Annotated in this window: 17 protein-coding genes and 1 pseudogene; 11 read left to right on the top strand and 7 right to left on the bottom strand. The window is 72.7% G+C overall.

Annotation, left to right across the window (positions count from 1 at the left end; translation table 11 throughout):
* Window positions 1-14 precede the first annotated feature (14 nt).
* Window positions 15-2,171 (top strand): annotated as a pseudogene (locus HUT06_RS44960) (alpha-(1->3)-arabinofuranosyltransferase family protein); the annotation flags it as partial.
* Between the two features lie 2,254 nt (window positions 2,172-4,425).
* On the opposite strand, the gene HUT06_RS44955 reads toward HUT06_RS44960, so the two are convergent.
* Both HUT06_RS44955 and HUT06_RS36850 read right to left on the bottom strand, forming a co-directional pair.
* Complete coding sequence (locus HUT06_RS44955) at window positions 4,426-5,649, bottom strand: acyltransferase (protein WP_254715582.1); 1,224 nt, start codon at window positions 5,647-5,649, stop codon at window positions 4,426-4,428.
* A complete protein-coding gene (locus HUT06_RS36850) occupies window positions 5,646-6,422 on the bottom strand; it encodes a class I SAM-dependent methyltransferase (RefSeq protein ID WP_254715581.1) in 777 nt (258 codons plus the stop codon). The genes HUT06_RS44955 and HUT06_RS36850 overlap by 4 nt, the downstream gene beginning before the upstream one ends.
* A 212-nt stretch (window positions 6,423-6,634) precedes the next feature.
* On the opposite strand from HUT06_RS36850, the gene HUT06_RS36845 reads away from it, so the two are divergent.
* Window positions 6,635-7,765: a DUF3068 domain-containing protein gene (locus HUT06_RS36845; RefSeq protein ID WP_176199943.1), complete on the top strand. Its 1,131-nt coding sequence runs from the start codon at window positions 6,635-6,637 to the stop codon at window positions 7,763-7,765.
* A 482-nt stretch (window positions 7,766-8,247) separates the two neighbouring features.
* A complete protein-coding gene (locus tag HUT06_RS36840) occupies window positions 8,248-9,357 on the top strand; it encodes a nitronate monooxygenase family protein (protein ID WP_176199942.1) in 1,110 nt (369 codons plus the stop codon).
* Window positions 9,358-9,417: 60 nt separating this feature from the next.
* Here HUT06_RS36840 and HUT06_RS36835 read toward each other — a convergent pair whose 3' ends face one another.
* Window positions 9,418-9,816 carry a hypothetical protein gene (locus HUT06_RS36835; protein WP_176199941.1) on the bottom strand — a complete coding sequence of 133 codons (399 nt, stop codon included), beginning with the start codon at window positions 9,814-9,816 and terminating at the stop codon, window positions 9,418-9,420.
* Between the two features lie 203 nt (window positions 9,817-10,019).
* On the opposite strand from HUT06_RS36835, the gene HUT06_RS36830 reads away from it, so the two are divergent.
* Window positions 10,020-11,153 (top strand): hypothetical protein, encoded by a 1,134-nt coding sequence (locus HUT06_RS36830; RefSeq protein ID WP_176199940.1) that lies wholly within the window; start codon window positions 10,020-10,022, stop codon window positions 11,151-11,153.
* 87 nt (window positions 11,154-11,240) lie between these two features.
* On the opposite strand, the gene HUT06_RS36825 is transcribed toward HUT06_RS36830, so the two are convergent.
* Window positions 11,241-12,053 carry a crotonase/enoyl-CoA hydratase family protein gene (locus HUT06_RS36825; RefSeq protein WP_176199939.1) on the bottom strand — a complete coding sequence of 271 codons (813 nt, stop codon included), beginning with the start codon at window positions 12,051-12,053 and terminating at the stop codon, window positions 11,241-11,243.
* A 153-nt stretch (window positions 12,054-12,206) separates the two neighbouring features.
* Between HUT06_RS36825 and HUT06_RS36820 the strand changes: the two genes are divergently transcribed.
* The 6 genes from HUT06_RS36820 (at window position 12,207) to HUT06_RS36795 (ending at window position 19,314) form a co-directional block, all read left to right on the top strand.
* Window positions 12,207-13,766 carry an acyl-CoA synthetase gene (locus HUT06_RS36820; RefSeq protein WP_176199938.1) on the top strand — a complete coding sequence of 520 codons (1,560 nt, stop codon included), beginning with the start codon at window positions 12,207-12,209 and terminating at the stop codon, window positions 13,764-13,766.
* A complete protein-coding gene (locus HUT06_RS36815; protein WP_176199937.1) occupies window positions 13,756-14,718 on the top strand; it encodes a Zn-ribbon domain-containing OB-fold protein in 963 nt (320 codons plus the stop codon). Before HUT06_RS36820 ends, HUT06_RS36815 begins: the two co-directional genes overlap by 11 nt.
* Window positions 14,718-15,755 carry a thiolase domain-containing protein gene (locus HUT06_RS36810; protein ID WP_176199936.1) on the top strand — a complete coding sequence of 346 codons (1,038 nt, stop codon included), beginning with the start codon at window positions 14,718-14,720 and terminating at the stop codon, window positions 15,753-15,755. The genes HUT06_RS36815 and HUT06_RS36810 overlap by 1 nt, the downstream gene beginning before the upstream one ends.
* The gene (locus HUT06_RS36805; protein ID WP_176199935.1) at window positions 15,748-16,905 is read left to right on the top strand and encodes a thiolase domain-containing protein; all 1,158 of its coding nucleotides are present in this window, start codon (window positions 15,748-15,750) and stop codon (window positions 16,903-16,905) included. The genes HUT06_RS36810 and HUT06_RS36805 overlap by 8 nt, the downstream gene beginning before the upstream one ends.
* An 88-nt stretch (window positions 16,906-16,993) precedes the next feature.
* Complete coding sequence (locus tag HUT06_RS36800; RefSeq protein ID WP_176199934.1) at window positions 16,994-18,565, top strand: acyl-CoA synthetase; 1,572 nt, start codon at window positions 16,994-16,996, stop codon at window positions 18,563-18,565.
* Between the two features lie 281 nt (window positions 18,566-18,846).
* Entirely contained in the window at window positions 18,847-19,314 is a 468-nt protein-coding gene (locus HUT06_RS36795) for a MarR family winged helix-turn-helix transcriptional regulator (RefSeq protein WP_217711606.1), read from the top strand.
* A gap of 25 nt (window positions 19,315-19,339) precedes the next feature.
* Here HUT06_RS36795 and HUT06_RS36790 read toward each other — a convergent pair whose 3' ends face one another.
* Entirely contained in the window at window positions 19,340-20,239 is a 900-nt protein-coding gene (locus HUT06_RS36790) for a LysR family transcriptional regulator (RefSeq protein WP_176199933.1), read from the bottom strand.
* A 120-nt stretch (window positions 20,240-20,359) separates the two neighbouring features.
* Between HUT06_RS36790 and HUT06_RS36785 the strand changes: the two genes are divergently transcribed.
* A complete protein-coding gene (locus tag HUT06_RS36785; RefSeq protein ID WP_176199932.1) occupies window positions 20,360-21,427 on the top strand; it encodes a YncE family protein in 1,068 nt (355 codons plus the stop codon).
* Between the two features lie 17 nt (window positions 21,428-21,444).
* Here the strand turns inward: HUT06_RS36785 and HUT06_RS36780 are convergent, their stop codons facing one another.
* Both HUT06_RS36780 and HUT06_RS36775 read right to left on the bottom strand, forming a co-directional pair.
* Window positions 21,445-22,020, bottom strand: coding sequence for a TetR/AcrR family transcriptional regulator (locus HUT06_RS36780; protein WP_176199931.1), 576 nt, complete (start codon window positions 22,018-22,020; stop codon window positions 21,445-21,447).
* 44 nt (window positions 22,021-22,064) lie between these two features.
* Window positions 22,065-24,182: a YhgE/Pip domain-containing protein gene (locus tag HUT06_RS36775; RefSeq protein ID WP_176199930.1), complete on the bottom strand. Its 2,118-nt coding sequence runs from the start codon at window positions 24,180-24,182 to the stop codon at window positions 22,065-22,067.
* Window positions 24,183-24,192: the final 10 nt, after the last annotated feature.

The raw sequence follows: 24,192 nt of genomic DNA, 5'->3' as shown, positions 1-24,192 counted from the left end.
GGCAGAGGGCGAGCATGGCCGTGGGAGAGGCGAATCCGCCCCGCGCCGGCGCGTCCCGCGGGCCCGGCCCCGGCGGGCCGGGCGGGCCGGCCGGCCCGGACGCCGCCGCGCGGCTGCGGGAGCGGCTGCGCGTGCTCGCGTGCTGCCTGGCGCTGACCGCGCTCGCGTTCGCCACCCGGCCCGGCGCCATCCTCGCCGACACCAAGATCGACATGGCGGTGAACCCGCTCGGGTTCCTCGGCCGCGCCGTCCACCTGTGGGACCCGGAGCAGTTCGGCCAGCTGCAGAACCAGGCCGTCGGCTACCTGTTCCCGATGGGGCCGTTCTTCGCGCTGGGCGACGTGATCGGCATGCCCGCCTGGATCACCCAGCGGTGCTGGCTGTCGCTGCTGATGTGCCTGGCCTTCATCGGCATGTGGCGGCTGGCCGGGCGGCTCGGCATCGGCGGATCGGGCCCGGACGGCGACGGCCAGGGCACCCGGCTGTTCGCCGCGATGGCGTACGCGCTCGCCCCGAACGGGCTGGCCACGCTCGGCCAGATCTCCTCGGAGTACCTGCCGGTCGCGATGCTGCCGTGGATCGTCCTGCCGCTGGCCGCCGCCGCGTCCGGGGAGACCGGGCGGCTGAAGGCCGCGGCCCGGTCCGGGCTCGCGATCGCCTGCTGCGGCGGCATCAACGCGACCGCCACCGTCGCCGTGCTGCTCGTCCCGTTCCTCTACATCCTGACGCGGCCGCGCGGGTCGTTCCGCGTCCGGATGCTCGCGTGGTGGTCGGCGGCCACCGCCGCCGCGACCGCGTGGTGGCTGGTCCCGCTGCTGCTCACCGGCACCTACGGGTTCTCCTGGCTGACCTACACCGAGAAGGCGGCGACGACGACCGGGCCGACCGGCCTGGTCAACGTGCTGCGCGGCGCCGAGCGCTGGGTCAACTACCTGATCGTCGACGGGCAGGTCTGGTGGCCGGTCGGGCACGGCCTCTCGCTCAGCCCGGTCCCGATCGTCTGTACGGGCGTCGTCGCCGCGCTCGGGCTGGCCGGGCTGCTCGCCCGGCTCCTTCCCGAGCGGACGTTCCTGCTGGTCACGCTGCTGGCCGGGGTGGCGATCGCGTCGCTCGGCCACCTCAGCGACATCCCCGGCCCGTTCGCGGCGCAGCTCCGCGACCTGCTGGACGGCCCGCTCGCGCCGATGCGCAACCTGCACAAGTTCGACGCGGTCGTCCGGCTGCCGCTCGCGCTCGGCCTCGCCCACCTGCTCGCCGCGGCCGGCCGGCACGTCCGCAACTCCCGCGACGCCCGGAACGCCCGTGCCGCGCGGCGGCCCGACGGCGGCGTGCGCAGCCTGAGCGGCGGGTCCGGCCCCGCGTTCGGCCCGGCCGCGCGGTCGCTGCTCAGCCTGCCGGTCGCCGCCGCCGTCGCGCTCGGCGGCATCGGCCTCACCGCCGTCTCGCACGGCCTGTCCGGCCCCGGCGAGTTCAAGGACGTCCCCAAGTACTGGCGTGACGCGGCCTCGTGGATCAACGCGCGCGCCGGGCAGCAGGGCGTCCTCGCCGTCCCCGGCGCGCCGTTCGGCGAGTACCTGTGGGGCCGCCCGATGGACGACATCGTCCAGCCGCTGCTGACGGCGCGGTGGGGCGTCCGCCAGCTCGTCCCGGCCGGGTCGCCCGGCTACACGCGGGCGCTCGACGCCATCGACCAGCAGGTCCGCTCCGGGCAGGGCTCGCCGGGCCTGGGCGACTTCCTCGGCCGGATGGGCGTCCGGTACGTCCTGGTCCGCAATGACCTGCGGCGGGAGGCGCTGCGCGGCGCCTGGCCCGCCCGCCTCCACCAGGCGCTGGACGACTCGCCCGGCCTGCGCCGGGTCGCCGCGTTCGGCGCGCCCGTCGGCGGCGGCAACGACGACGCGGTCACGGCCGTCGACCAGCGGTACCCGCCGCTGGAGGTCTACGAGGTCGAGGGCGCCGCCGACGTCGCGAGCCTGACCGGCGCGGCCGACCCCGTCCGCGTCTACGGCGGGCCCGAGTCGCTGCTCGCCATGGCCGACGACAAGGCCCTCCCGGACGCGCCCGTCCTGCTGGACGACGACGCCGCCGACCTGGGCGGCACCCCGGTCGTGACCGACTCGCCCCGGCTGATCCGCCGCAACTTCGGCGAACTGCACCAGACCTCCTTGACGATGTCCGCCGCGCACCGGGGCGAGGCCTCCGACGTCCTCGACAAAGGCTGGGCGCGGTACGCCACCCACGTCACCTACGGCGGCGGGGTCCGCGACATCACGGCGTCCACCTCGGCGGGCGGCGACGACGCGATCCCGCAGGCCCGCAAGCCCGAGGCGGTCCCGTACGCCGCCTTCGACGGCAACCCGCTCTCCGCGTGGGAGACCGCCGGCTACGACGGGCCGGTCGGGCAGTGGCTCCGCGCCGACTTCGACAAGGCCCGCGACGTACGGAACATGACCGTCGCGTTCCCGCAGAACAGCGCGCTCGGGCCGCCGGTGTCGCGCGTCGCCGTCGAGACCGAGAACGGCACGCTGGAGCAGGGCGTCCGGCAGACCGCCGCCCCGCAGGCGCTGCGCGTACCGGAGGGCCCGACCCGCTGGCTGCGGCTGCGGATCACCGCCCTCGCCTCGAAGCCGGCCGTCCCCGCGTTCGCGCGCGCGGCGGTCTCCGAGGTGGCGATCGGCGGCGTCACCCCGACCCGCACCTACACGCTGCCCGCGCCCGCCGGCGTCGACGGCCCGGCCACCTACGTGATGAGCCGCGCGCCCGGCGCGACGAGCGAATGCATGAAGGGCAGCGCCCGCTGGGTGTGCTCGCCGTCCCTCGGCTCCGGCGACGAGGAGGGCGACGGCTTCGACCGGACGTTCACCTCGGCGGTCGCGGGCAGGGCGCCCGTCACGGGCACGGCCGTCCTCACCGACCAGCGGCTCATCGACCGGTACACGACCGTGCACGGGCAGCCGTCCGTCGCCGCGACCTCGACGCTGTCCCGCCACCCGGCCGACCAGGCCAGATCCGGCTTCGACGGCGACCCAGCGACGTCCTGGATCGCGGGGGAGAGCGACGATCAGCCCGTCTACAGCGTCCGGTGGAAGGGCCGCGAGCGGGTGTCCACGGTGACGGTCACCCGCCCGCCCGGCGCGGCGGGCCCGGTCCGGCTGCGGGTCGAGGGCGCGAACGGCCAGTCCCGCGAGGGCCTGACCGACACCGCGGGCAAGCTGTCGTTCGCGCCGATGACCACCGACCGGCTGAAGATCACCTTCTTCCGGGACGGCCGCACCCAGCCCATCCAGCTCGCCGAGCTGAAGATCCCCGGCGTGAAGCCGTTCCCCGACGTGCGCGCCTACCCGCTGGAACTGCCGTGCGGCTTCGGCCCGAAACTCCGGATCGGCGCACCCGGCACGCAGACCGCCACCTCCGGCGCCGGCACGTCCGGCAGCGGCAACGGCGAGGCCCGCGGCGGCGGCAGGGCCGGCAACGCCAACGGCACCTCCGGCAGCGGCCGGAGCGCCGCCGGTCAGAAGCGGAGCGGGGCCGTCCAGACCAAGGCGACCGGCACGCTCGGCGATCTGCTCGCCGGTCGGCCGCTCCAGTTCAGCGCCTGCAAGCAGGCCGTCCTCGCCAAGGGCCGCAACCACCTGACGGCGGCGCCGCTCGACAACTACCGCATCGACACCGTCACGGTCGGGGCCAAGCCGCGGCCCGCCGCCGACGCCGAGCCGCCGCAGCAGGTCAAGGTCCTCAGCTGGGGCTCCAGCTCCCGCGAACTGAGCGTGGACGCCCCCGCCGACTCGTTCCTCACCGTGAACGAGAACTTCAACACCGGCTGGCGCGCCACCGCCGGCGGCACCGAGCTGCGCGCCGTCCGGCTGGACGGCTGGAAGCAGGGCTGGCTCGTCCCCGCCGGCACCAGCGGCGTCATCAAGCTGGTTTACACCCCCGACCGGGCGCAGCGGATCGCCGTCGTCACCGGCCTCAACCTGCTCCTCGTCCTGCTGATCGCCGCGGTCTGGCCGGGCGGCTCCGCCCGCCGGCGGCGGCCCGACCCGCGCGCCATGGTCGCCGGAACGGGCTGGCCCGCGTGGGCCGCGATCGGGCTCGCCGCCGCGCTCGGCGGCTGGATCGCCGGGGCCCCCGGCGTCGCCGTCACGCTGGGCGTCGCGGCCCTGTGCGGCTGGGCCCGCACCCGCCGCTCCGCCGTCCTGCGCGCGCTCGCCTCCCCGTGGGCGATCGCGGTCCCCATGCTCGCGGGCACCGGCTGCCTCGCCGCCGCGCGGTGGCTGGACGTGCCCGGCAACCCCGCCGCCCCGTCCGGCGCGCTCGGCGACATCGTGCCGCAGCTGCTCGGGCTCGCCGTCGTCGGACGCCTCGCGGCCGAGCTGTGGCGGCCGAAGCCGCCCGGCGGCGACCCGGGCGCCGGGCGGATCTCGCTCAGCTGGACGGCACCGGGGCAGGGGCCGGGCGGGCCCGGTCCCGGCGCCGGGCCAGCCGCTGCACCGGCCACTCCACCAGGTAGTAGCTCAGGGTCCCCGCTGCGATGGTCGCCGCCGCCATCAGGGGCAGGTCCGTCGCCACGTCCCCCCGGAAGGTCCGATCCGCCGCGTCGTACCAGGAGACGATGATCAGCAGCTGCCACAGGAACACGCCGTAGGAGATCCGGCCGAGGAACCGCATCACCGGGTTGCCGAGGATCGCGCCGAGCACGGGCTGCCCCGGCGGCGCAAGCACGACCGGCGCCACGAACGCCGCCGCGCACAGCCCGAACACCACCACATGCAGGACGGACGTCCAGAACGTGTCGGCGTCCCGCAGACTCAGCGGGCCCGCCGCGGGCGTCGCCGCGACCACGTACAGCATGGCCGCCGCCGTCCAGCACGCCGCCCACGAGTCCGACACGGCCCGGCACAGCGCCGCGACCGGGCGCCGCTCGTCCAGCCGCGCCCAGACCGTCACCACCGCGAGCGCCATCCCGATCGCGAACCAGGCGAAGTACCGCGGCAGGAACAGCCCCATCTGCGTCTGCCGCTCCGGGACGAACATGACGGCCGTCCAGGGCAGCGACAGCGCCGCGTACACGCCGATGCCGATCAGCAGCCGCTTGGCCCGCACGCCGACGTCGTCGGTCCGTGTCCGGCGCGCGTACCAGGCGAGGACGGCCGCGGTGACCGGCAGCGTCACGTACCAGGCGACCTCGACGACGAGGCTCCAGCACTGCCCGAGATGCGACGGCCCGAGGTCGGTGGGCCACCACGCGCCCGGCAGGTAGGTCTGCGTGAGCGTCATCAGCGACGCCCAGGTGACCGGGTCGCCGATGTGGTCCCGGCCGGCCGTGACCATGTAGACCACGACCACGGCCCAGTAGGCCGGCATGATGCGGAAGACGCGCCGGCGCAGATAGGTCGCCGTGCGCGGAGCGGATCGCCCGTCCAGAGCCGCCGCCGCCCACGGCCGGTACAGCAGCAGGCCCGACAGCGCGAAGAAGATCGGCACCCCGATCTGACCGCCGTTGAACAGCCACCGCGGCCCGTCCGGGTTGGTGATGGACCCCGCCGAACTCGCGACGTGGAAGACGAGGACGGCGAGCGCCGCGACCGCCCGCAGGCCGTCGATCGTGTTCTGGTGACCGGAGATCGGCGGCGGCGCGGCAGGTCTCACGACTCCCTCTTCCTGAGCACGAGGACGAGGTTCCACGTCGCGACCTCCCGCAGCCCCGGGACGCGCACCACGGCCTCGGCCCAGCGCGGATGATAGCGCGGCAGCGCGTCCAGGACCCGCACGTCGTCCCGTCCCCGGGCCCATGCCAGCGCCGACGCCACCGACACGGGGTGCAGGTTGTGCCCGTACCGGTTCTTGGGCGGACGCCCCGTCCGGCGCTCGTACCAGCGGGCGGCCCGGTCGCCGCCGAGGTAGTGCCAGGGCGAGGTCTCGTGCCCGCCCCACGGCGACAGCCAGTTGGTGAACGACAGGAACACCGTCCCGCCGGGCCGCGTCACGCGGACCATCTCCCCGGCCATGCGCCACGGGTCGGAAACATGCTCCAGGACATTGGACGAGAAGCACACGTCGGCGGCGTCCGCCCTGAACGGCAGCGCCAGCGCACTCGCGACAAGCCGGCTCGACCGACCCGGGCCATGCGCGACCAGCTCACCAAAATCATGATCGATCCCGGCGCAGCGCGCACCAGCCGCGGTCAGCGCGCGCGCAAAGAACCCGAAGCCCGTCCCCACATCGATCACAGTCGCGCCCCGCACCTCGGTGTAGCACCCGAGCAGGGCGACGGCATCGCGCGCCATGAGGTCGTAGAAGTGCTCCGGCTCCCGCCGTTCGCGCCGGAACGCGCTGAGCAGCCGCACCGACCGCGCCAGCGTCGCACAGTGCCGGGGAACGAGCCCGTCCTGCGCCGCCGGGCGCCCATGCGCCGAGGTCAAGGCCCACCTCACCGGGTCGGGACGTCCGAAGGTAACGCGGAGCCTACCGGTCAGTACACTCCCACGGGACAGCCCACCCGGCGGCACCGGCCTTATTGGACTCCCGGTTTCGGGGGTCCTGTAGTGTGATCCGGGCATGCCGGACCCGGCCTCTCGGCCGTTGACGATGACGCGGCCGTTGGCGATGACCACGGCACCCCTCGGAGGTGTTCATGCGGCGACCGGTCGGCCTGGTCCTGATCGGCCTCGGTGCCTTCTTCCTCGCGCTCGCGCCGCTGATCCGCTTCTACATCGCCGACCAGGTGGTCGTCGCGCCGCTGAACCGCTACCAGGTGACGTCCCTGGAGTCGAAGGACGCGACGTACTTCGACCAGGCGGACCTCAAGGTCAAGACCGGTGTCACCCTGCTGGCGAAGAACACCGTCCGCGGCGACGTCCGCGCCAACGAGGGCAACGACGACATCGCGGTCTGGGACTCCACGACCAACATCTACGACCAGGCCAAACCGGACAAGCCCGTCCAGATCCAGGGCTTCCGCATCGCCTTCGACCGCCGGACGGGCGTCCTGGTCAACTGCTGCGGCGTCAACGTCGACGGCGACAACGCCGTCCGCATGTCGGGCTACGGACTGCTGTTCCCGATCGCGAACGTCCACAAGCGCGACTACCCGTTCTTCGACATGACCACCAAGCAGGCGGCGCCGATGCAGTTCAACGCCGTCGAGAAGGTCCACGGGCTCACCACGTACCGCTTCACCCAGACCATCCCCCTGACGAAGACGGCCGCGCTCGACACCAAGCTGCCCGCCAAGATGCTGGGCCTGCCCGAGGACGCCGGCAACCAGAAGGTGGACCGCTACACCGAGGCGTACAACACCGTCTGGGTCGACCCGCGCACCGGCATTCCGGTCAAGCACCGCAAGAACATCCGCAGCACCGTCCAGACGGCGGACGGCAAGGGCAAGATGATCGTCGCCCAGGCCGACCTCATCAGCACCGACAAAGACCAGAAGGCCATGGTCGACATGGCCAACAGCAACGCGCTGCAGATCGACCTGGTCCGCAGCTACCTCCCGGCCGCCGCCATCTTCTTCGGCCTGATCCTGCTGTTCACCGGCGGCTACATGGGCCTGGCCCGCCGCGACCCCCCGCCCATCGAAACCCCCCGCCGCGCCGACGGCAAGTTCGGCGACATGACCCCGGCGGCCCCGCCCCGCGCCCCGTCCCCCCAACCCCACCAGGCCGCCGCCCCGCCGCCCCCACCGTCCCAACCCCGCCGCCAGGCCCCCCAAAGCCAACGCCAACAACGCAAGGCCACCGGCGGCCCCTCCCGCCGCCCCTAGCCTCCGCCGGCCCGCCGCCCCTAGCCTCCGCCGGCCCGGCACCCCGCAAGGCCACAGGCCGTGCCCGCGCCAGCGGCCGACCTTGCCGGCCCAAGACGCCAGGCCGCACCGCCTGACGGCGCCGACGTCTCATTGATGTGCGTCGGCGCCTGCGGTGTTGCGGGGGCGTTCTCGCGCTGGTGGGCGGATACGGGGGGCGCGGGTGTTGGGCCCTCGGCTGGCGCTGGGCTCTCAGCGGATGCCGACGCCTCGTGCGGGCTCCCGCGTTGCGAGTGCGTGGTGGGAAAAGGGTGGGTGATACGTGTTCTAGTGCGGTCCTCATACGGCGGGTGGGGGCGGTGGGCCGGGGTGCGGGAGCGGGGGTTTGTGGGTGGCAATTGGGCTAGGGCGGGATGAAGCGACGGGGACGTGGCGGTGCGAGGTCTGAGATTTGTAAGTAGAACCTGTTGCAGTTTCGTGGGAGCGCGCTTAGGGTCGAGGCTGTGCGGACACGAGTCACCGAACTATTCGGCATCGAGTACCCGATCTTTGCGTTCAGTCACTGCCGCGATGTGGTCGCGGCGGTGAGCCGCGCCGGCGGCATGGGCGTCCTTGGCGCCCTGCACTTCACTCCCGAGGAACTCGAACTCGAGCTCAAGTGGCTCGACGAGAACGTCGGCGGCAAACCCTACGGCGTGGACGTGGTCATGCCCGCCAAGTACGAGGGCGCCGACATGGGCGACGCCGAGGAGCTGCTCGGCAAGCTGCAGGGCATGATCCCGGCCGAGCACAAGCAGTTCCTCGAGGGCCTGCTCGCCGAGCACGGCGTCGACCCGCCCTCGGAGCAGGCGGGCAAGGCGCTGCTCGGCTGGACGGACGTGACCGCCCGGCCGCAGGTCGAGGTGGCGCTCAAGCACCCGATCGCGCTGCTGGCGAACGCGCTCGGCCCGCCCCCGGCGGACGTCGTCGCGCAGGCGCACGAGCACGGCGTGAAGGTCGCGGGGCTCGCCTCCAACGCCCGGCACGCCCGCAAGCAGGTCGAGGTCGGCGTGGACATCATCGTCGCCCAGGGCACCGAGGCCGGCGGCCACACCGGCGACGTGGCGACCATGGTGCTGATCCCCGAGGTCGTGGACGCGGTCGGCGAGGACACGATCGTGCTGGCCGCGGGCGGCATCGGCCGGGGCCGGCAGATGGCCGCGGGCATGGCGCTCGGCGCCGACGGCGTCTGGACGGGCTCCATCTGGCTGACCGTCGACGAGGCCGACACCCCGGAGCGGGCCCTGCCCAAGCTGCTGGAGGCCACCTCGCGCGACACCGTCCGGTCCCGGGCGTGGACGGGCAAGCCCGCCCGCTTCCTCAAGACCGCGTGGACGGAGGCGTGGGAGAGCGAGCAGTCGCCCGGCTACCTGCCGATGCCCATGCAGTTCATGCTGATCGCGGACGCGCTGCCGCGCATCCAGCGGTCCGGCGACGGCGAGCTGGTGACGTTCCCGGTCGGCCAGATCGTCGGGTCGATGAACCAGGTCAAGCCGGCCGCCCAGGTCGTCTACGACCTGATCGAGGAGTACGTCGAGGCCATCGAGCGCCTCAACACGATCACCGAAGGCTGATCCCCCGAGAAGGCCCCGGCCGCGCGCCATCCCTCCGCGCCGGCCGGGGCCTTTCGGTGGTCAGAACCGGGTCATCCAGGACAGCGCCCGGGCGAGGACGTAGTAGACGACGCCGGCGAGGGTCCAGTTGATGTAGAGCTGCTCTTGCGGGTCGGTCCGCGTGAAGACGTCGTGGAACGGGGTGGCGAGCCAGCCGCCCGTGTCGAGTACGGCGTCCACGAGGACGTTGGCCGGGTTCGCATCGCCCCAGGTCAGCAGCATCCCGAGGGCGAGGACGGCGGCGGCGGCCCAGCCGGCCATCATGATCATCGCGCTGACCGGGTTGGGCCTGGTGCGCCGCCGGCGGGGCGGCTTGCGCTCGACCGCTCCGGTGCCCGTGCCGCGCCGGTGCCACGTCCAGCGCCGGGGCGGCGCCTCTTGCGTCGTCGTCGGCCGTCTGCGTCGCAGTTGCAAGGCCATGGCCTGCTCAGTCCTTCCGTGACTCGCTTGCCTGAGCGGTGCCACGCGAGAGGTCCGGCAAACTCCGGGCGATTTACGGACAGCCGGTAATAAGCCTCAATGGCGGGCCGAGACATGATGTTCCTAAAAATCGGGCGAACTGACTTTCGGCCCTGCTACGTTCCACTGCTTCTGCAAGATCGTTTTCAGTGGACGGGGATCGAGTGAAGAGCAGCAGGAAACTGGGGGTCGCGGGGATGGCCGTCGCCGTGGGCGCGGTGGCCACCACGGTCGCGGTCGCCATGGCGGACTCCGCGGAGCAGCGCTCAGTGTCGTCCGTCGCCGCGGCCGCGGCGACGACGTGGCCGATCGTCCAGAGCGACGCCAAAGCCGACCAGGGAACCTCTCTCAGCGACATCGCCACGGCACCGGACGGCACGGTCTGGGCCGTCGGCGGCCAGCAGAACGTCACGACGCACAGGCCGATCCTCCAGCGGCTGACGGGCGGCACCTGGAAGGACGTGCCGCTGCCCGCGTCGCTCGCCCCCTACCGGTTCCAGGCCGCCTCGGCCACGTCGGCGTCGAACGTCTGGGTGGCCGCCCAGCTCAACGCCTCGGGCGACTCGCACGCCCTGCTGCGCTGGACCGGCTCCTCCTGGATCCCGTTCGGCGTTCCGCTGGGCTTCCAGCCGACCGACATCGCGACGGCCGGTCCCGACCGCACGTGGGCGGTCAGCGCCATGGCGGCCAAGTACTGGAACGGCGCGGGCTGGGCCGACACCCCCATCGGGATCAAGCCGCGCGCGGTCGCGGCCGTCTCGTCCGCCAGCGCGTGGGCGGTCGGCTGGGCGATCGCGCCGGACGGCACCGCGCGGCCCGCCACCACGCGTTGGAACGGCACCTCGTGGACCAGCGTCCCGTTCCCCGACATCGGTGAGACCGTCAAGGGCGAGGTCGCGTCGACCTTGCAGGACGTGTACGCGGCCTCCGACGACGACGTGTGGGCGGTCGGCACGGCGCGGATGCCGGACGGGACGGGCAAGTCGGTCTCCCGGTCGCTGCTGGCGCACTGGAACGGCACCAAGTGGACCAACGTCCTCGGCGCTCCCGGCACCTCTCTGAGCAAGGTCGCCTCGGACGGGGCGGGCGGCATCTGGGTCGTCTCGGGGGGCAGCACCATGCGCCACCGCACCGCCGCCGGCGTCTGGAGCGACGAGACCCTGACCCGGCCCGCGGGGACGACCGTCCGGGCCCACTCCGTGGCGGTCGCGCCCGGGACCGGGACCATGTGGGCGGTCGGCATCACCACCACCGACGCGACCCGGTGGGCCGACCTGGCGCACTGGACCCGCGACTGACCGCGTCCCGGCGATAGCCCGCACAGCGGGAACCGGCATCCCGCCTCGCGCACCTCGCGCGGGGCGGGATGCCCGTCTCCGTAGCCGTTACTTGCCCTGGTAGACGGCGGGGCGCTTCTCCTTGAAGGCGCGGGAGCCCTCCTTGGCGTCCTCGGAGGCGAAGACGGGCCAGCCGATCTCGTCGGAGATCTTGAGGGCCTCCTCCTCGGGGAGGTGCTCGGTCTCGCGGACGGCGCGCAGGATCGCCTGGACGGACAGCGGCGCGCACGCGGCGATCTGGTCGGCCATCTCGCGGGCGGCGGCGAGGGCCTCGCCGTCCGGGACGACCTTGTTGATCAGCCCCATGGCGAGGGCCTCCTGCGGGGTCACCTCGCGGGCGGTGAGCAGGATGTCGAGCGCGGCGGCGTAGCCGATCTGGCGGGGCAGGCGGACGGCGCTGCCGCCCATGGGGAACAGGCCGCGCTTGGCCTCGAACAGTCCGAGGGTGGCGCCCTCGGCGACGACCCGCAGGTCGGTGCCGGTGAGCAGTTCGGTGCCGCCGGCGACGGCGTAGCCCTCGATGGCGCAGATGAGCGGCTTGGTGGGGCGGCCGTCGCGCAGCAGGCCCTTCCAGTGGTAGTCGGTGATCTGCGCGGCCCGCTCCTGCACGCGCGGGTCCGAGGACGGCTGGCTCATCGCCTTCAGATCGGCGCCGGCGCAGAACGTCCCGTCGGCTCCGGTGAGGATGCCGACGCGGACCTCGGGCGTGTCCGAGATGTAGGCCCAGGCGTCGGCGAGGCCGACCAGCATCGCGGTGCTGAGCGCGTTGCGCGCCTCCGGCCGGTTCATCGTGACGATGACCACGTGGCCGTCCCGCTCGACGATGCAGTGCTCGGTGCTGATCGGCAGCCGTTCCGCCATGGTTCCTCCAGCTTAGATGTCAAACGAGAACAGATTCTAGTTAAGCCACTGCCCTACCGGTAGGGGTTGAACTGCAAAACGAGAACGTGATCTACTTTGGCTGCCGGGCGCCGTGGTGTGTCGGTGCTCACTGTGGTCACTTAGGGAGATCCGATGGGGTCATTGGGCTTCTGGCGGTTGGCGCAGGCGGATCCCGAGTGGATCGCCGCCGTCGATCCGGACGGAACCGAGTACGCCGCGGGCGACTTGCTCGCCCGCTCGAACCGGCTGGTGCACGGCCTGCGCGCGCTGGGACTGGAGAAGGGCGACGGCATCTGCGGGCTCGTCCCGAACGGTGTCGAGGGCGTCGTGCTGTACCTCGCCGCGCTGCAGGCCGGCTGGTACTACACGCCGATCAACTGGCACCTGACCGGGCCGGAGATCGGCTACATCGTCGCCGACAGCGAGGCCAAGGCGTTCTTCGTGCACGAGCGCTACGCCCGGGAGGGCGCGCGCGCCGGCGAGGAGATCGAGGCGCACCGGCGGTTCGCGTTCGGTGACGTGGAGGGCTTCCGCCCGTACGCGGAACTGGTCGAGGGGCAGCCCGACACGCTTCCGGGCGACCGCAGCAACGGCGCCACGATGCACTACACGTCCGGGACGACCGGGCGGCCGAAGGGCGTCAAGCGGGCGCTGATGGGGATCGACCCCGATGACAGCGCGGAACTGATGACGTTCCTGCTCGGTCTGTTCGGCATCCCGCCGGGGCGCCCCGCGGGGGGCGAGCACCAGGCCCATCTGATCACCTCGCCGAACTACCACACGGCCGTCACCCAGTTCGGCGGCACCGCCCTGCAGATGGGCCACACGCTCGTCTACATGGACAAGTGGGACGCCGAAGACACCCTCAGGGTGATCGAGAAGTACCGCGTCAGCAATACCCACATGGTGCCGACGCACTTCAAGCGGCTCCTGGGGCTGCCCGAGGACGTCCGGTCCCGGTACGACGTGTCGAGCATGAAGTGGGCGATCCACGCGGCGGCGCCGTGCCCGGTGCCGATCAAGCAGCAGATGCTCGAGTGGTGGGGCGACTGCATCTGGGAGTACTACGCGGCGACCGAGGGCGGCGGGACGATCGCGAGCCCGGCGGACTGGCGCGCGCACCCCGGCACGGTCGGCAACGCCTGGCCGATCAGCGAGCTGCTGGTCGTGGACGACGACGGCGAGCCCGTCCCGGCCGGGACGCACGGCACGATCTACATGAAGATGGCCGGCGTCGAGTTCGAGTACAAGGGCGACAAGGAGAAGACGGAGAAGAACCGCCTCAAGGACTTCTTCACCGTCGGCGACATCGGCTACCTCACCGAGGACGGGTTCCTGTTCCTGTCCGACCGCAAGGCCGACATGATCATCTCGGGCGGCGCGAACATCTACCCGGCCGAGATCGAGAACGAGATCACCCTGCACCCGAAGGTCGCGGACGTCGCCGTGTTCGGCATCCCCGACGAGGAGTGGGGCGAGCAGATCAAGGCCGTCGTCGAGCCCGCGGAGGGCGCCGCGCCCGGTGACGCGCTCGCGGCCGAGATCCTCGCGTCGCTGGAGGGCCGGCTCGCCAAGATGAAGTGGCCGAAGTCCATCGACTTCATCGAGACGATGCCGCGCGAGCCCAACGGCAAGCTCCTCAAGCGCAAGCTGCGGGATCCGTACTGGAAGGACCGCGACAGTGCCATCTAACACAGGGCCGTCCAACTCGGCGCCATCGGAGACCCCCAACCACGTCGTCGAGTTCCCCGGCGGGTACACCCGCTCGGTCGGGCCGGTGATCGGGCGCTTCCTCAGCGAGCTGCGCGACGGCCGGCTGGTCGGCGTCCGCACGGCGGGCGGCCGGGTGCTCGTCCCGCCGGCGGAGTGCGACCCGGACACCGGCGAGGACGTGACGGACGAGTTCGTCGAGGTCGGCCCGGCCGGGACGGTCACGACCTGGTCGTGGGTGCCGGACCCGGCGAAGGAGCACCCGTTCGACCGCCCGTTCGCGTGGGCGCTGATCCGGCCGGACGGCGCCGACACCGCGCTGCTGCACGCCCTCGACCTCGGCGTCTTCGAGACCGGCGCGAAGCCGCCGAAGATCCTCAAGACCGGGATGCGGGTGCGGCCGAAGTACCGTGCGGAGCGGACGGGGACGATCGGCGACATCGAGTGCTTCCTGCCCGAGGTCACCATGATCAACCCGCGGGCGAGCCTGGAGTACCGGCTGAAGGGCGGGCGGGCGCTCGGCCGGTTCCTGGAGGGGATCTCCGAGGGCCGCATCATCGGGCACCGCTGCCCGGTGTGCGAGAAGGTCATCGTGCCGATGAAGGGGTTCTGCCCGCGCGACGGCGTCCCCACGTCCGAGGAGGTGGAGCTGCCCGACACCGGCACCGTCACCACCTTCGCGGTCAACAACATCCCCGACCCGCGCGCCCCCGAGGTGCCGTTCGTGTCCGGCTACGTCCTGCTGGACGGCGCCGGCCTGACGATGCTCACGCTGGTGGCGGGGATCCCGGCCGACCAGGTGCGGATGGGGATGCGGGTGAAGGCGGCGTGGCGGCCCCGCGATGAGTGGACCCACTCGATGTCCAACATCAAGTGGTTCGAGCCCATCGACGAGCCCGACGTCCCCTTCGAAGAGATCAAGGACTTCATGTAATGCGTGATGTCGCAGTCGTCGCCTTCGCACAGAGCCATCACAGCGGCGAGGACCAGGGGATCGCCGAGACCGAGATGGTGCTCCCCGTGATCACCGAGATCAAGGAGCGGACGGGCCTGTCCCGGTTCGGCTTCACCTGCTCGGGCTCGTGCGACTACCTGCAGGGCGCGCCGTTCGCGTTCGTGTCCGCGCTCGACACGCTGGGCGCCTGGCCGCCGATCTCGGAGAGCCACGTCGAGATGGACGGCGCGTGGGCGCTGTACGAGGCGTGGGTGAAGCTCCAGATCGGCGCGATCGACACCGCGCTGGTGTACGGGTTCGGCAAGACGTCCCAGGGCGACCTCCGCGCGATCATGAACCAGCAGCTCGACCCGTACACGCTGGCGCCGCTCGGCGTCGACCAGGTGTCGATGGCCGCCATGCAGGCCCGCGCGTACATGGACAGGTCGGGCGTGAAGGAGGACGACCTGCGCGCGGTCGCCGCGCGGTCCCGGGCGTCCGGCCGCGAGAACCCGTTCGCGCTGCACCTGCCGGACCCCGAAGGGGACGGCTACGACGTCGCGCCGCTGCACCCCTGCGACGTCGCGCCCGTCACCGACGGCGCCGCCGCGATCGTGCTGGCGGCGGGCGACAGGGCGCGCGAGCTGTGCGAGCGGCCCGCGTGGATCACCGGCATCGACCACCGCGTCGAGCCGCACGCGCTCGGCGTCCGCGACCTGACCCGCTCGGCGTCCGCCCGGCTCGCGGGGGAGAAGGCCGGCGCGGCGGGGATCGAGGTCGCGGAGCTGCACGCGCAGTTCAGCCATGAGGAGCTGATCCTGCGCGAGGCCCTCGGCCTGGACGACGGCGTGAGCGTCAACCCCTCCGGCGGGGCGCTGTCGGCGAACCCGGTGATGGCGGCGGGCCTCATCCGGATCGGCGAGGCCGCGTCCCGCATCCACGACGGGACGGCGTCCCGGACGCTCGGGCACGCCGCGTCCGGCCCCTGCCTCCAGCAGAACCTCGTCTGCGTGCTGTCGGGAGAGAACAATGGCTAAATCCTGTGCGGTCATCGGCATCGGGCAGACCCAGTACAAGACCAAGCGGCTGGACGTCTCGATGGCGGGCCTGCTGCGCGAGGCGGCCCGCCGCGCCCTCGACGACGCCGGGCTGACCTGGAAGGACATCGACGCCATCGTGGTCGGCAAGGCGCCCGACCTGTTCGAGGGCGTCGTGATGCCGGAGCTGTTCCTGGCGGACGCGCTCGGCGCCACCGGCAAGCCGCTGCTGCGGGTGCACACGGCGGGCTCGGTCGGCGGGTCGACGGCGATCGTCGCGGCGAACCTGATCCAGTCCGGGGTGCACGAGCGGGTCCTCACGCTCGCGTGGGAGAAGCAGTCGGAGTCGAACGCGACGTGGGCGCTGACCGTGAACGGGCCGTTCACGACGTCGCTCGTGGTCGGCGCGGGCGGCTACTTCGCCCCGCACATCCGCGCCTACATGCGGCGGTCCGGCGCGCCCGACCACATCGGGACGCTCGTCGCGGTCAAGGACCGGCAGAACGCGCTGCGCAACCCGTACGCGCACCTGAAGATCCCCGGCATCTCCCGCGAGATGGTCGAGTCGACGCCGATGCTGTGGGAGCCGATCCGCTACCTGGAGACCTGCCCGTCGTCGGACGGCGCCTGCGCGATGGTGCTGGCCTCGGAGGACGCGGCGAAGAAGGCCCCGAACCCGCCCGCCTGGGTGCACGGCACGGCGATGCGGTCCGAGCCGATGCAGTTCGCGGGCCGCGACAGCGTCAGCCCGCAGGGCGGCAAGGACGCGGCGGCCGACGTGTACCGGCAGGCCGGCATCACCGACCCGCGCCGCGAACTCGACTGCGCCGAGGTGTACGTCCCGTTCTCCTGGTACGAGCCGATGTGGCTGGAGAACCTCGGGTTCTGCGGCGACAGCGAGGGCTGGAAGCTCACCGAGGCGGGCGCGACGGCGTTCGACGGCGACATCCCGTGGAACCCGTCCGGCGGCGTGCTGTCGTCCAACCCGATCGGCGCGTCCGGGATGATCCGGTTCGCGGAGGCGGCGCTGCAGGTGCGCGGCCGGGCCGGGGAGCACCAGGTGGACGGCGCGCGGCGCGCGCTCGGCCACGCCTACGGCGGCGGCGCCCAGTTCTTCGCCATGTGGATCGTCGGCAGCGACAAGCCCTGATCCGACCCTGACCCTTCCGAGGCGCGAATACGACCCACACCCCTGTTCCCCCTGGGGGCGACCCCAGACCCCGAAAGAGGGACGTCCGATGGAGTTCAACCACGCTGACCTGTTCGAGGGGATCGCGGACGCGATCGGGGACCGTGTCGCCCTGGTGTGCGGCGATCAGCGGCTCACGTTCGCCGAGCTGGACGAGCACGCGAACCGGCTCGCGCACCACCTGCTGGACGCGGGTGTCCGGCCCGGGCAGCACATCGCGGTCCAGCTCTACAACGGCGTGGAGTACGCGGCCGCGCTGCTGGCCGCGATCAAGATCCGGGCCGTGCCGATCAACATCAACTACCGGTACGTGGAGAGCGAGCTGCTCTACGTCTACCGGGACTCCGACAGCGTCGCGCTGCTGTACGACGTGGAGTTCGAGGACCGGGTCGCGGCGACCGTCCCGGAGGTGCCGGAGCTGAGGCACCTCATCGCGGTGGGCGGCGCGCCGTCCGTCCCGGGGGCGGTCGCCTACGACGAGGCGCTGAAGGACGCCGACGGCACGCGCGCGGGCTTCCCCGCGCGGACCGGCGAGGACGCCTACATCATCTACACGGGCGGGACGACCGGGATGCCGAAGGGCGTCATCTGGTCGACCGAGCAGATCATCTTCGCGTTCTGGAACCCGACGGTGCCGCGCCCGTCGCGTCCCGAGGACATCGTGGAGAACGCCCGCAACGGCGGCCCGCTGATCATGATGCCGGTGGCGCCGCTGATGCACGGCGCCGCGCAGGTCGCGACGTGGATCGCCTGGTTCATGGGCGCGACGCTCGTCTACACGCGCAAGTTCGACGCGGCCGACGTGTGGCGGACGATCGAGCGGGAGAAGGTCAACTCGCTGACGATCACCGGGGACGCGATGGCGATCCCGATGGCGGAGGAGCTGGCGCGCGGCGACTACGACACCTCCTCGCTGTTCGCCTACGTCTCCACGGGCGCGATCTTCACCGGGACGGTCCGGGACCGCATCCAGGAACTGCTGCCGAACGTGATGATCCTGGACCGGTTCGGGTCGACGGAGTCGGGCTCGACGGCCGAGGCGGTCGCCGGCTCCACCCCGGAGAAGGGCCTGCGGTTCGCGCCGGACGTGGAGAACGTCACCGTGCTGGACGACGCGCTCCAGCCCGTCAAGCCCGGATCGGGCGTCATCGGCCAGGTCGCCCGCACGGGGCACATCGCGCAGGGCTACTACAACGACCCGGAGAAGACGGCGAAGACGTTCCCGGTGGTGGACGGCAAGCGCTGGCTGCTCACCGGCGACATCGCCACCGTCGAGGAGGACGGGTCGATCGCCGTGTACGGGCGCGGCTCGCAGGCCATCAACACCGGCGGCGAGAAGGTGTTCCCGGAGGAGGTCGAGGCCGTTCTCAAGGGGCATCCGGCGGTGTACGACGCGGTCGTGACCGGCATCCCGGACGAGCGCTGGGGCAACCGCGTCGCCGCGGTGGTCCAGGCGTCGGGCGACGCGCCGTCGTCGGAGGACCTGGACGCGCACTGCCGGCGCGAGCTGTCGGGCTACAAGGTGCCGCGCGTCTACGCGTTCGTCGCGGAGATGAAGCGCTCCCCGGCGGGCAAGGCCGACTACCGGTGGGCGAAGCAGGTGGCGGAGGACGCCCAGTAAGGCGGGAAACGGAGGCTCGTAGAGGTCGGCCCCGAACCTTCGTGGGATTCGGGGCCAGGAGCGGACCTCTGTTAGTGGTCCTAACAACAACCATGGTAAGGGTGACCTGGAGGTGCCCCGCTCGGCGGAGCGTGAGTCCTGCGCCACACGCCGCGTCCCACGCCGTGCCGTACACCGTCCGCACGCCTGCCGCCCCGGGGTGGTTCTGACCGGATGCGGCCACTAGGCTCTCTCTAAAACAGAGCTATCTCCAGTGCGGAGACGTAGCGGAAGAGGTGGGCGTGGCGACCCGGGACCCGGACCGGTTGGACGAACTCCAGCGGGCGATGCAGCGCAGCACCATGTTCACCGTGCTGCTGCACCACGCCACCGCGAGCAAGGCGGGGCTGAACGTCACCGACGCGCAGTGCGTGAGCGCGCTGGTGCTGGACGGCCCGCAGACCCCGGGTCAGCTCGCGCAGCTCATGGGCATCACGACCGGCGGCGCCATCACCGCGGTCATCGACCGGCTGGAGCGCGCCGGCTACGTCAAGCGCACCCGCGACCCCGACGACCGCCGGCGCGTGATCGTCGAGCTGGTCGAGGAGAACGTCGCCGAGTTCGGCCGCTACTTCGAGCCGATCGCCCGCGCCTTCCACGACCGCCTCTCCACCTACAGCGACGCGGAGCTCGCCGTCCTGCGGCGCTGGATCTACGACAACAACGAGGCGATGCCCGGCATCATCGAGGAGATCCGCAACCTGCCCTGACCGCGGCCGGCCCCACCTGCAACAGTCATTTCCCCGGCTGGGGCGCATGGGCCCGGACGGTCTCGCGGATGTGGTCGCGCAGCCATTGGTGGCCCCGGTCCGCTGAGTGGCGCGGATGCCACGCCATGCCGATCTCGACCGGCGGCGTGGGGACGGGGATCGGGAAGGTCCGCAGCCCGAGGGCGGTGATGGCGTCCGGCAGCCAGCCGTCGAGGGTCAGGCAGACCAGGTCGGTGGTCCGGGCCATGAAGAGCGCGGCGGTGTGGCTCGGGACGACGACGGCGACGCGCCGGTTGAGTCCCTGCCGCTCCAGGGCGGCGTCGATGGGGCCCCGCCGCCTGCCCTTCCGGGAGATGCCGACATGGTCGGCGGCGGCGAAGGCGCGGACGTCGGCGGGCCCGTCGAACAGCGGATGGCCGGCCCTCGCGACGGCGACCAGCGGGACGGCCGCCAGCGGCTCGGTGAGGATCTCGGGGTCCGGGTGGTTCAGCACGCCCAGCTCCACGTCGACCGCGCTCTGCCGGAGCGCCGGCGTCCCCTCGATCGCCTCGGGGAGGAAGACCAGGTCGGCTTGAGGCGCCTCGGCCCGGACGCGCTCGCTCAGCCGCCCGGCGAAAAGGCCCAGGAGCAGGTCGCCGACCTGGAGCGTGAACGTCCGGTCCAGGTCGGGAAGCCCGGGCGCGGGGGCCAGCACGGTGCCGGCGTGCTCCAGCAGCGCGCGGACCTCCTCCCGAAGCTCAATCGCCCGGGGCGTCGGGACCATCTGCTGCCCCGCCCGGACGAGCAGCGGGTCGCCGAGGGCGCGGCGCAGCCGGCCGAGGGCGCGGCTGACGCTGGCCGGCGACGTGCCGAGCCGCTCGGCGGCCAGCGTGATGCTGTTCTCCTGCAGCAGGGCGTCCAGGATCGGCAGCAGGTTGAGGTCCACGGCTCCACGGCTCCTCCCTCATTGCAGATGCTGAAACTATCCCATGCTCATCTTTGCATTGCCCGCGATGGCGGCCGCGATCGACACTCGGATGGTCACGCACCGAAGCAAGGAGTGAACATGCGAACGTCCGTCCGCACAGGCCGTGCAGGCCGCGCAGAGAGGGAAGGCGACGTGCTGGCGGTGGTGAGCCAGAGCGGCCCCACCGTCGCGTTCTACGACGCCGCCGACGACCGCCTTCTCGACACCATCGAGATCCTCGCCGAACCCCACGAGCTGTGCTTCGACCCGGTGCACCGGCTGCTGTGGTGCTCCAGCGCCTACCGCTCGGGGTACTACCACGCCAACAGCGGCCCCCGCACCGAGGTCACCGTGATCGACCCCGACGCCCGGAAGGTCGTCGACGTCGTCGACCTGGCGCCCGAGCACGGGCCGCACGGGCTCGCGCTCGACACCCGGCGCGGCCTGCTGTACGTCAGCGTCGAGGGAACCGCCGACCGGAGCGGCGGCGTGGTGGTCGTCGACACCGCCACCCGGCGCTCCCTCGGGCGCATCGACACCGGCGCGCCCGGCCCCCACTGGTTCGTCATCTCCCCGGACGGATCCACCGGTTACGCCAGCAACAAGGAGGCGCCGTTCGTCTCGGTGGTCGACCTGGACGAGGGGACGCTCACCGAGAAGATCGAAGTGCCGGGCAGCGAGGGGCTGGACGTCTCGGCGGACGGCTCACGCGTGTTCGTCGCGGCGCCCTACGCCTCGTTCTCGGGGAGCGGGGACGGCCCGTCCCCGGGCATCCGGGTGATCGACACCTCGACCGCGGCGGTGACCGGCGTGCTCCCGGTCGACAACGTCGTGTTCCCCGTGCACGCGACCGCCACCGGAAAGGTCCTGGTGGGCGAGCTGCGCATGGTCCCCGACGGCGCGACCGGGCTGGGCCGCCACGGTCCCGGCCGCCTGACGGTGTTCTCGGCCGCCACCGGTGACAAGCTGGGCGAGGCCGAGGTCGGGCAGTTCCCGCTCACCATCACCTCGTCGCCGGACGGTGCGCTCGGCTACGTCGCCTGCGTCACGTCCTCGACCGTCGACATCATCGACCTGGAGTCGATGACCCGGCTCGGCAGCCTGGACGTCGCACGCAAGGGCGAGCCCGGAGCGCACGGCCTGGCCTACATCCCCAAAGCCGACTGACCGCGAGGCCAAGGGCTCTACGGGGTCAGGCGGCCGCGCAGGAGGGCCATCAGGGTCGCCTGGACGTCGGTCAGCGGGCGGGCGGGCTGGAGGGCCCGCCAGTCCAGGGCCACGGTCAGCACCATCCCGAAGACGGCGGACGCGGCGGTGCCCGTGTCGAGGTCGCGGCGCAGGTCCCCGGCCGTGACCGCGTCGCGCAGGACGTCGGCGACGACCTCGATGGCGCGCTCGCGGATCAGCCGGGCCGCGTGCTGCCAGTCGCCGCCCGCCCGCCACGTCTCCGCGATGAGCACGCGCGCGAACGGCTCGTGCTCGCCGATGAAGGCGAGTTCGGCGGCGACGACCGCCTCCAGGGCGTCCAGCGGGGCCTTGCCGGACGCCGCGTCGCGCAGCGCGGTCGCGAGCCGCTCGACGCCGTACTCCAGCAGCGCCGAGAACAGCGCGGCCTTGCTGCCGAAGTTGTAGTAGACGGTGCCCTTGGCGACCCCGGCCCGTTCGGCGATCTGGTCGACGGTGGTCGCGGCGAGGCCGCTCTCGGCGATCAGCTCGATCGCCGAGGCGAACAGCTTCTCCCGCGTCGCGCTGCGCGCCACGTTCGCGCCTCCTAGAGCTTCGGGGCCCCTAGAGCGTCAGGGCCCTAGAGCTTCAGGGCGGGGTGGAGCCGCTTCAGCGTCCAGACCCGGTTGTGCCGGACGGCCAGGGCGGTGAGCGCGAGCCCGCCGGCCAGGAACGCCGCCAGCACCGCACAACCCTGCCATACCGCCGTCATCGGCCCGCCGCCGATCAGGTGCCGGACACCGTCCACCACCCACGACATCGGCAGGTACGGCCGGATCACCTGGAAGAACCGGGGGCTCGTCTCGATGGGGTAGGTGCCCGCGGCCGAGGTCAGTTGCAGCATGAGCAGCGCCAGCGCGACGATCCGGCCGATCGGCCCGAACCGCGCGTTCACCCACTGGATGACGGCGAGGAACGCGGCGGACGCGAGCGCGAGGAACGCCACGAGCCCCGGCCAGTGCTCGGCGCGCAGCCCGAGCGCGAACCGCAGCACCGCGAGGACGACCACGGCCTGCGCCGCCCCGATCGCCGCCGCCGGCAGCCAGCCGGCGAGCGCGACGCGGCGGCCGGGCGCGGTGCCCGCCATCGCGCGCGGGTTCAGCGGCCGCAGCAGCATGTAGATGATCATGCCGCCGACCCAGAGCGACAGCGGGACGAAGAAGGGCGCGAACCCGGTCCCGTAGTTCGGCACCTGGTTGTCGGTGGTGCTGGCCAGCCGCACCGGGTCGCTCATCATGCCGCCTCGCGCGGCGCGCTCGCCGTCGCCGTAGGCGGGGATCTGCCGGACGCCGTCGTCCAGCCCGGTCGCGAGCTCGCCGCTGCCGTCCGCGAGCTGGGCGAGCGCCGTCTCCAGAGTCACCGCCCCGCCGGAGAGCCGCCCGAGGCCGCCCCGCAGCTCTCCGGCGCCGCCGGAGAGCGCGGTGAGGCCGGTCGTGAGCTTGGACGATCCGAGGAGCAGCTGCCCCGCGCCCGCGTTGACCTGCCGCGTCCCGGCGTCGAGGCGGTCGATGTCGCGGCGGGCCTTGTCGACCTTGGCGGCGAGCGCGGGCGCGTCCTGGGCGATCTTGCGGGCGGCGCGCTCGACGGTTCGCGCGTCGGCCGCGATCTTGCGCAGGTCGCCGGTGTGCCCGCGCACGTACCCGTCCACCTGCTTCGCCACGGCCGCGACTTGCGCGGCGGACCGGGTGAGGTCCTGGCGGACGTTCGCGGGGATCTCGGGATGCGCGGCCAGGTGCGTCTCCAGCTCCGCCTGCGCGCTCTCGGCCTGCCGCACGGCGGCACCGGTCCGCGCGGGCAGCCGTCCGGCGCCGTCGGCGAGGGCGTCCGCGCCCCGCGCGACCGCCAGCGCGGCCGACCGGATCTCCGGAGCGTTCTCGCGCAGCAGCGGGACGAGCGTGCCGCCCGCGCGGTCGACGGTGGCGGTGAGCCGGGCCATCCCGGCGGCGACCTGCTCGGTCCCGTCGTGCAGGTCGCCCAGCCCGGACGTCAGCTGCGCGCTGCCGGAGCGGGCCTCGTCGATGCCGCCCTTGAGCCGGCCCGCGCCCGCCTCCGCCTCGCCCGCGCCGGCGGCGAGCTTGCCGGCCCCGTCCTCGGCCCGCCCGGAGCCCTCGGCGAGCTTCCCGGCGCCGTCGGCGGCCTCGCCCAGCTCGCCGTGCAGCTTGCCGAACGACAGGAAGACCTGGTCGAAGTACCCGCGCACGGCCTCGGTCCCGGCGGCGGCGCTGATCTCCTTGAACGCGGCCTGCGCGAGCGTCCCCATGACGTAGTTGTTCGCGTCGTTCATCCGGAGCCGCAGCCCGGCCGGACGGGGCGTGCCGTCCCCGGACGGCGACGCGATCCGGGCGCTGAAGTCGGACGGGATCGTCAGCGACAGGTAGTACTTGCCCGACCGCACGCCCTTGTCGGCCTCCTGCGCCGACACCGTCCGCCAGTCGAACACCTCGCGCTTCTCAAGCTCGTCCGCGAGATCGGCCCCCGCGTGGACGGTCTTGCCGCCCGCCTTGGCCGGCTGGTCCTGGACGACCAGCGCCACCGGCACATGCCGGAGCCGGGCATAGGGATCCCAGAACGACCACAGGTACAAACCGGCATAGAGGAGCGGCAGGAGGACGAGACCGGCGAGGGCGATGCGGGTCAGCCGGTTGCGCTGGAAGCGCCGCAGTTCGAGGGTGCCCGGCGTCAGCGCGGGAAGTCTCATGGGGGGATCT

Source organism: Actinomadura sp. NAK00032, from assembly GCF_013364275.1.
In the GTDB taxonomy this organism is placed as follows: Bacteria; Actinomycetota; Actinomycetes; order Streptosporangiales; family Streptosporangiaceae; genus Spirillospora.
This window is presented reverse-complemented; position numbering and strand designations above follow the sequence as displayed.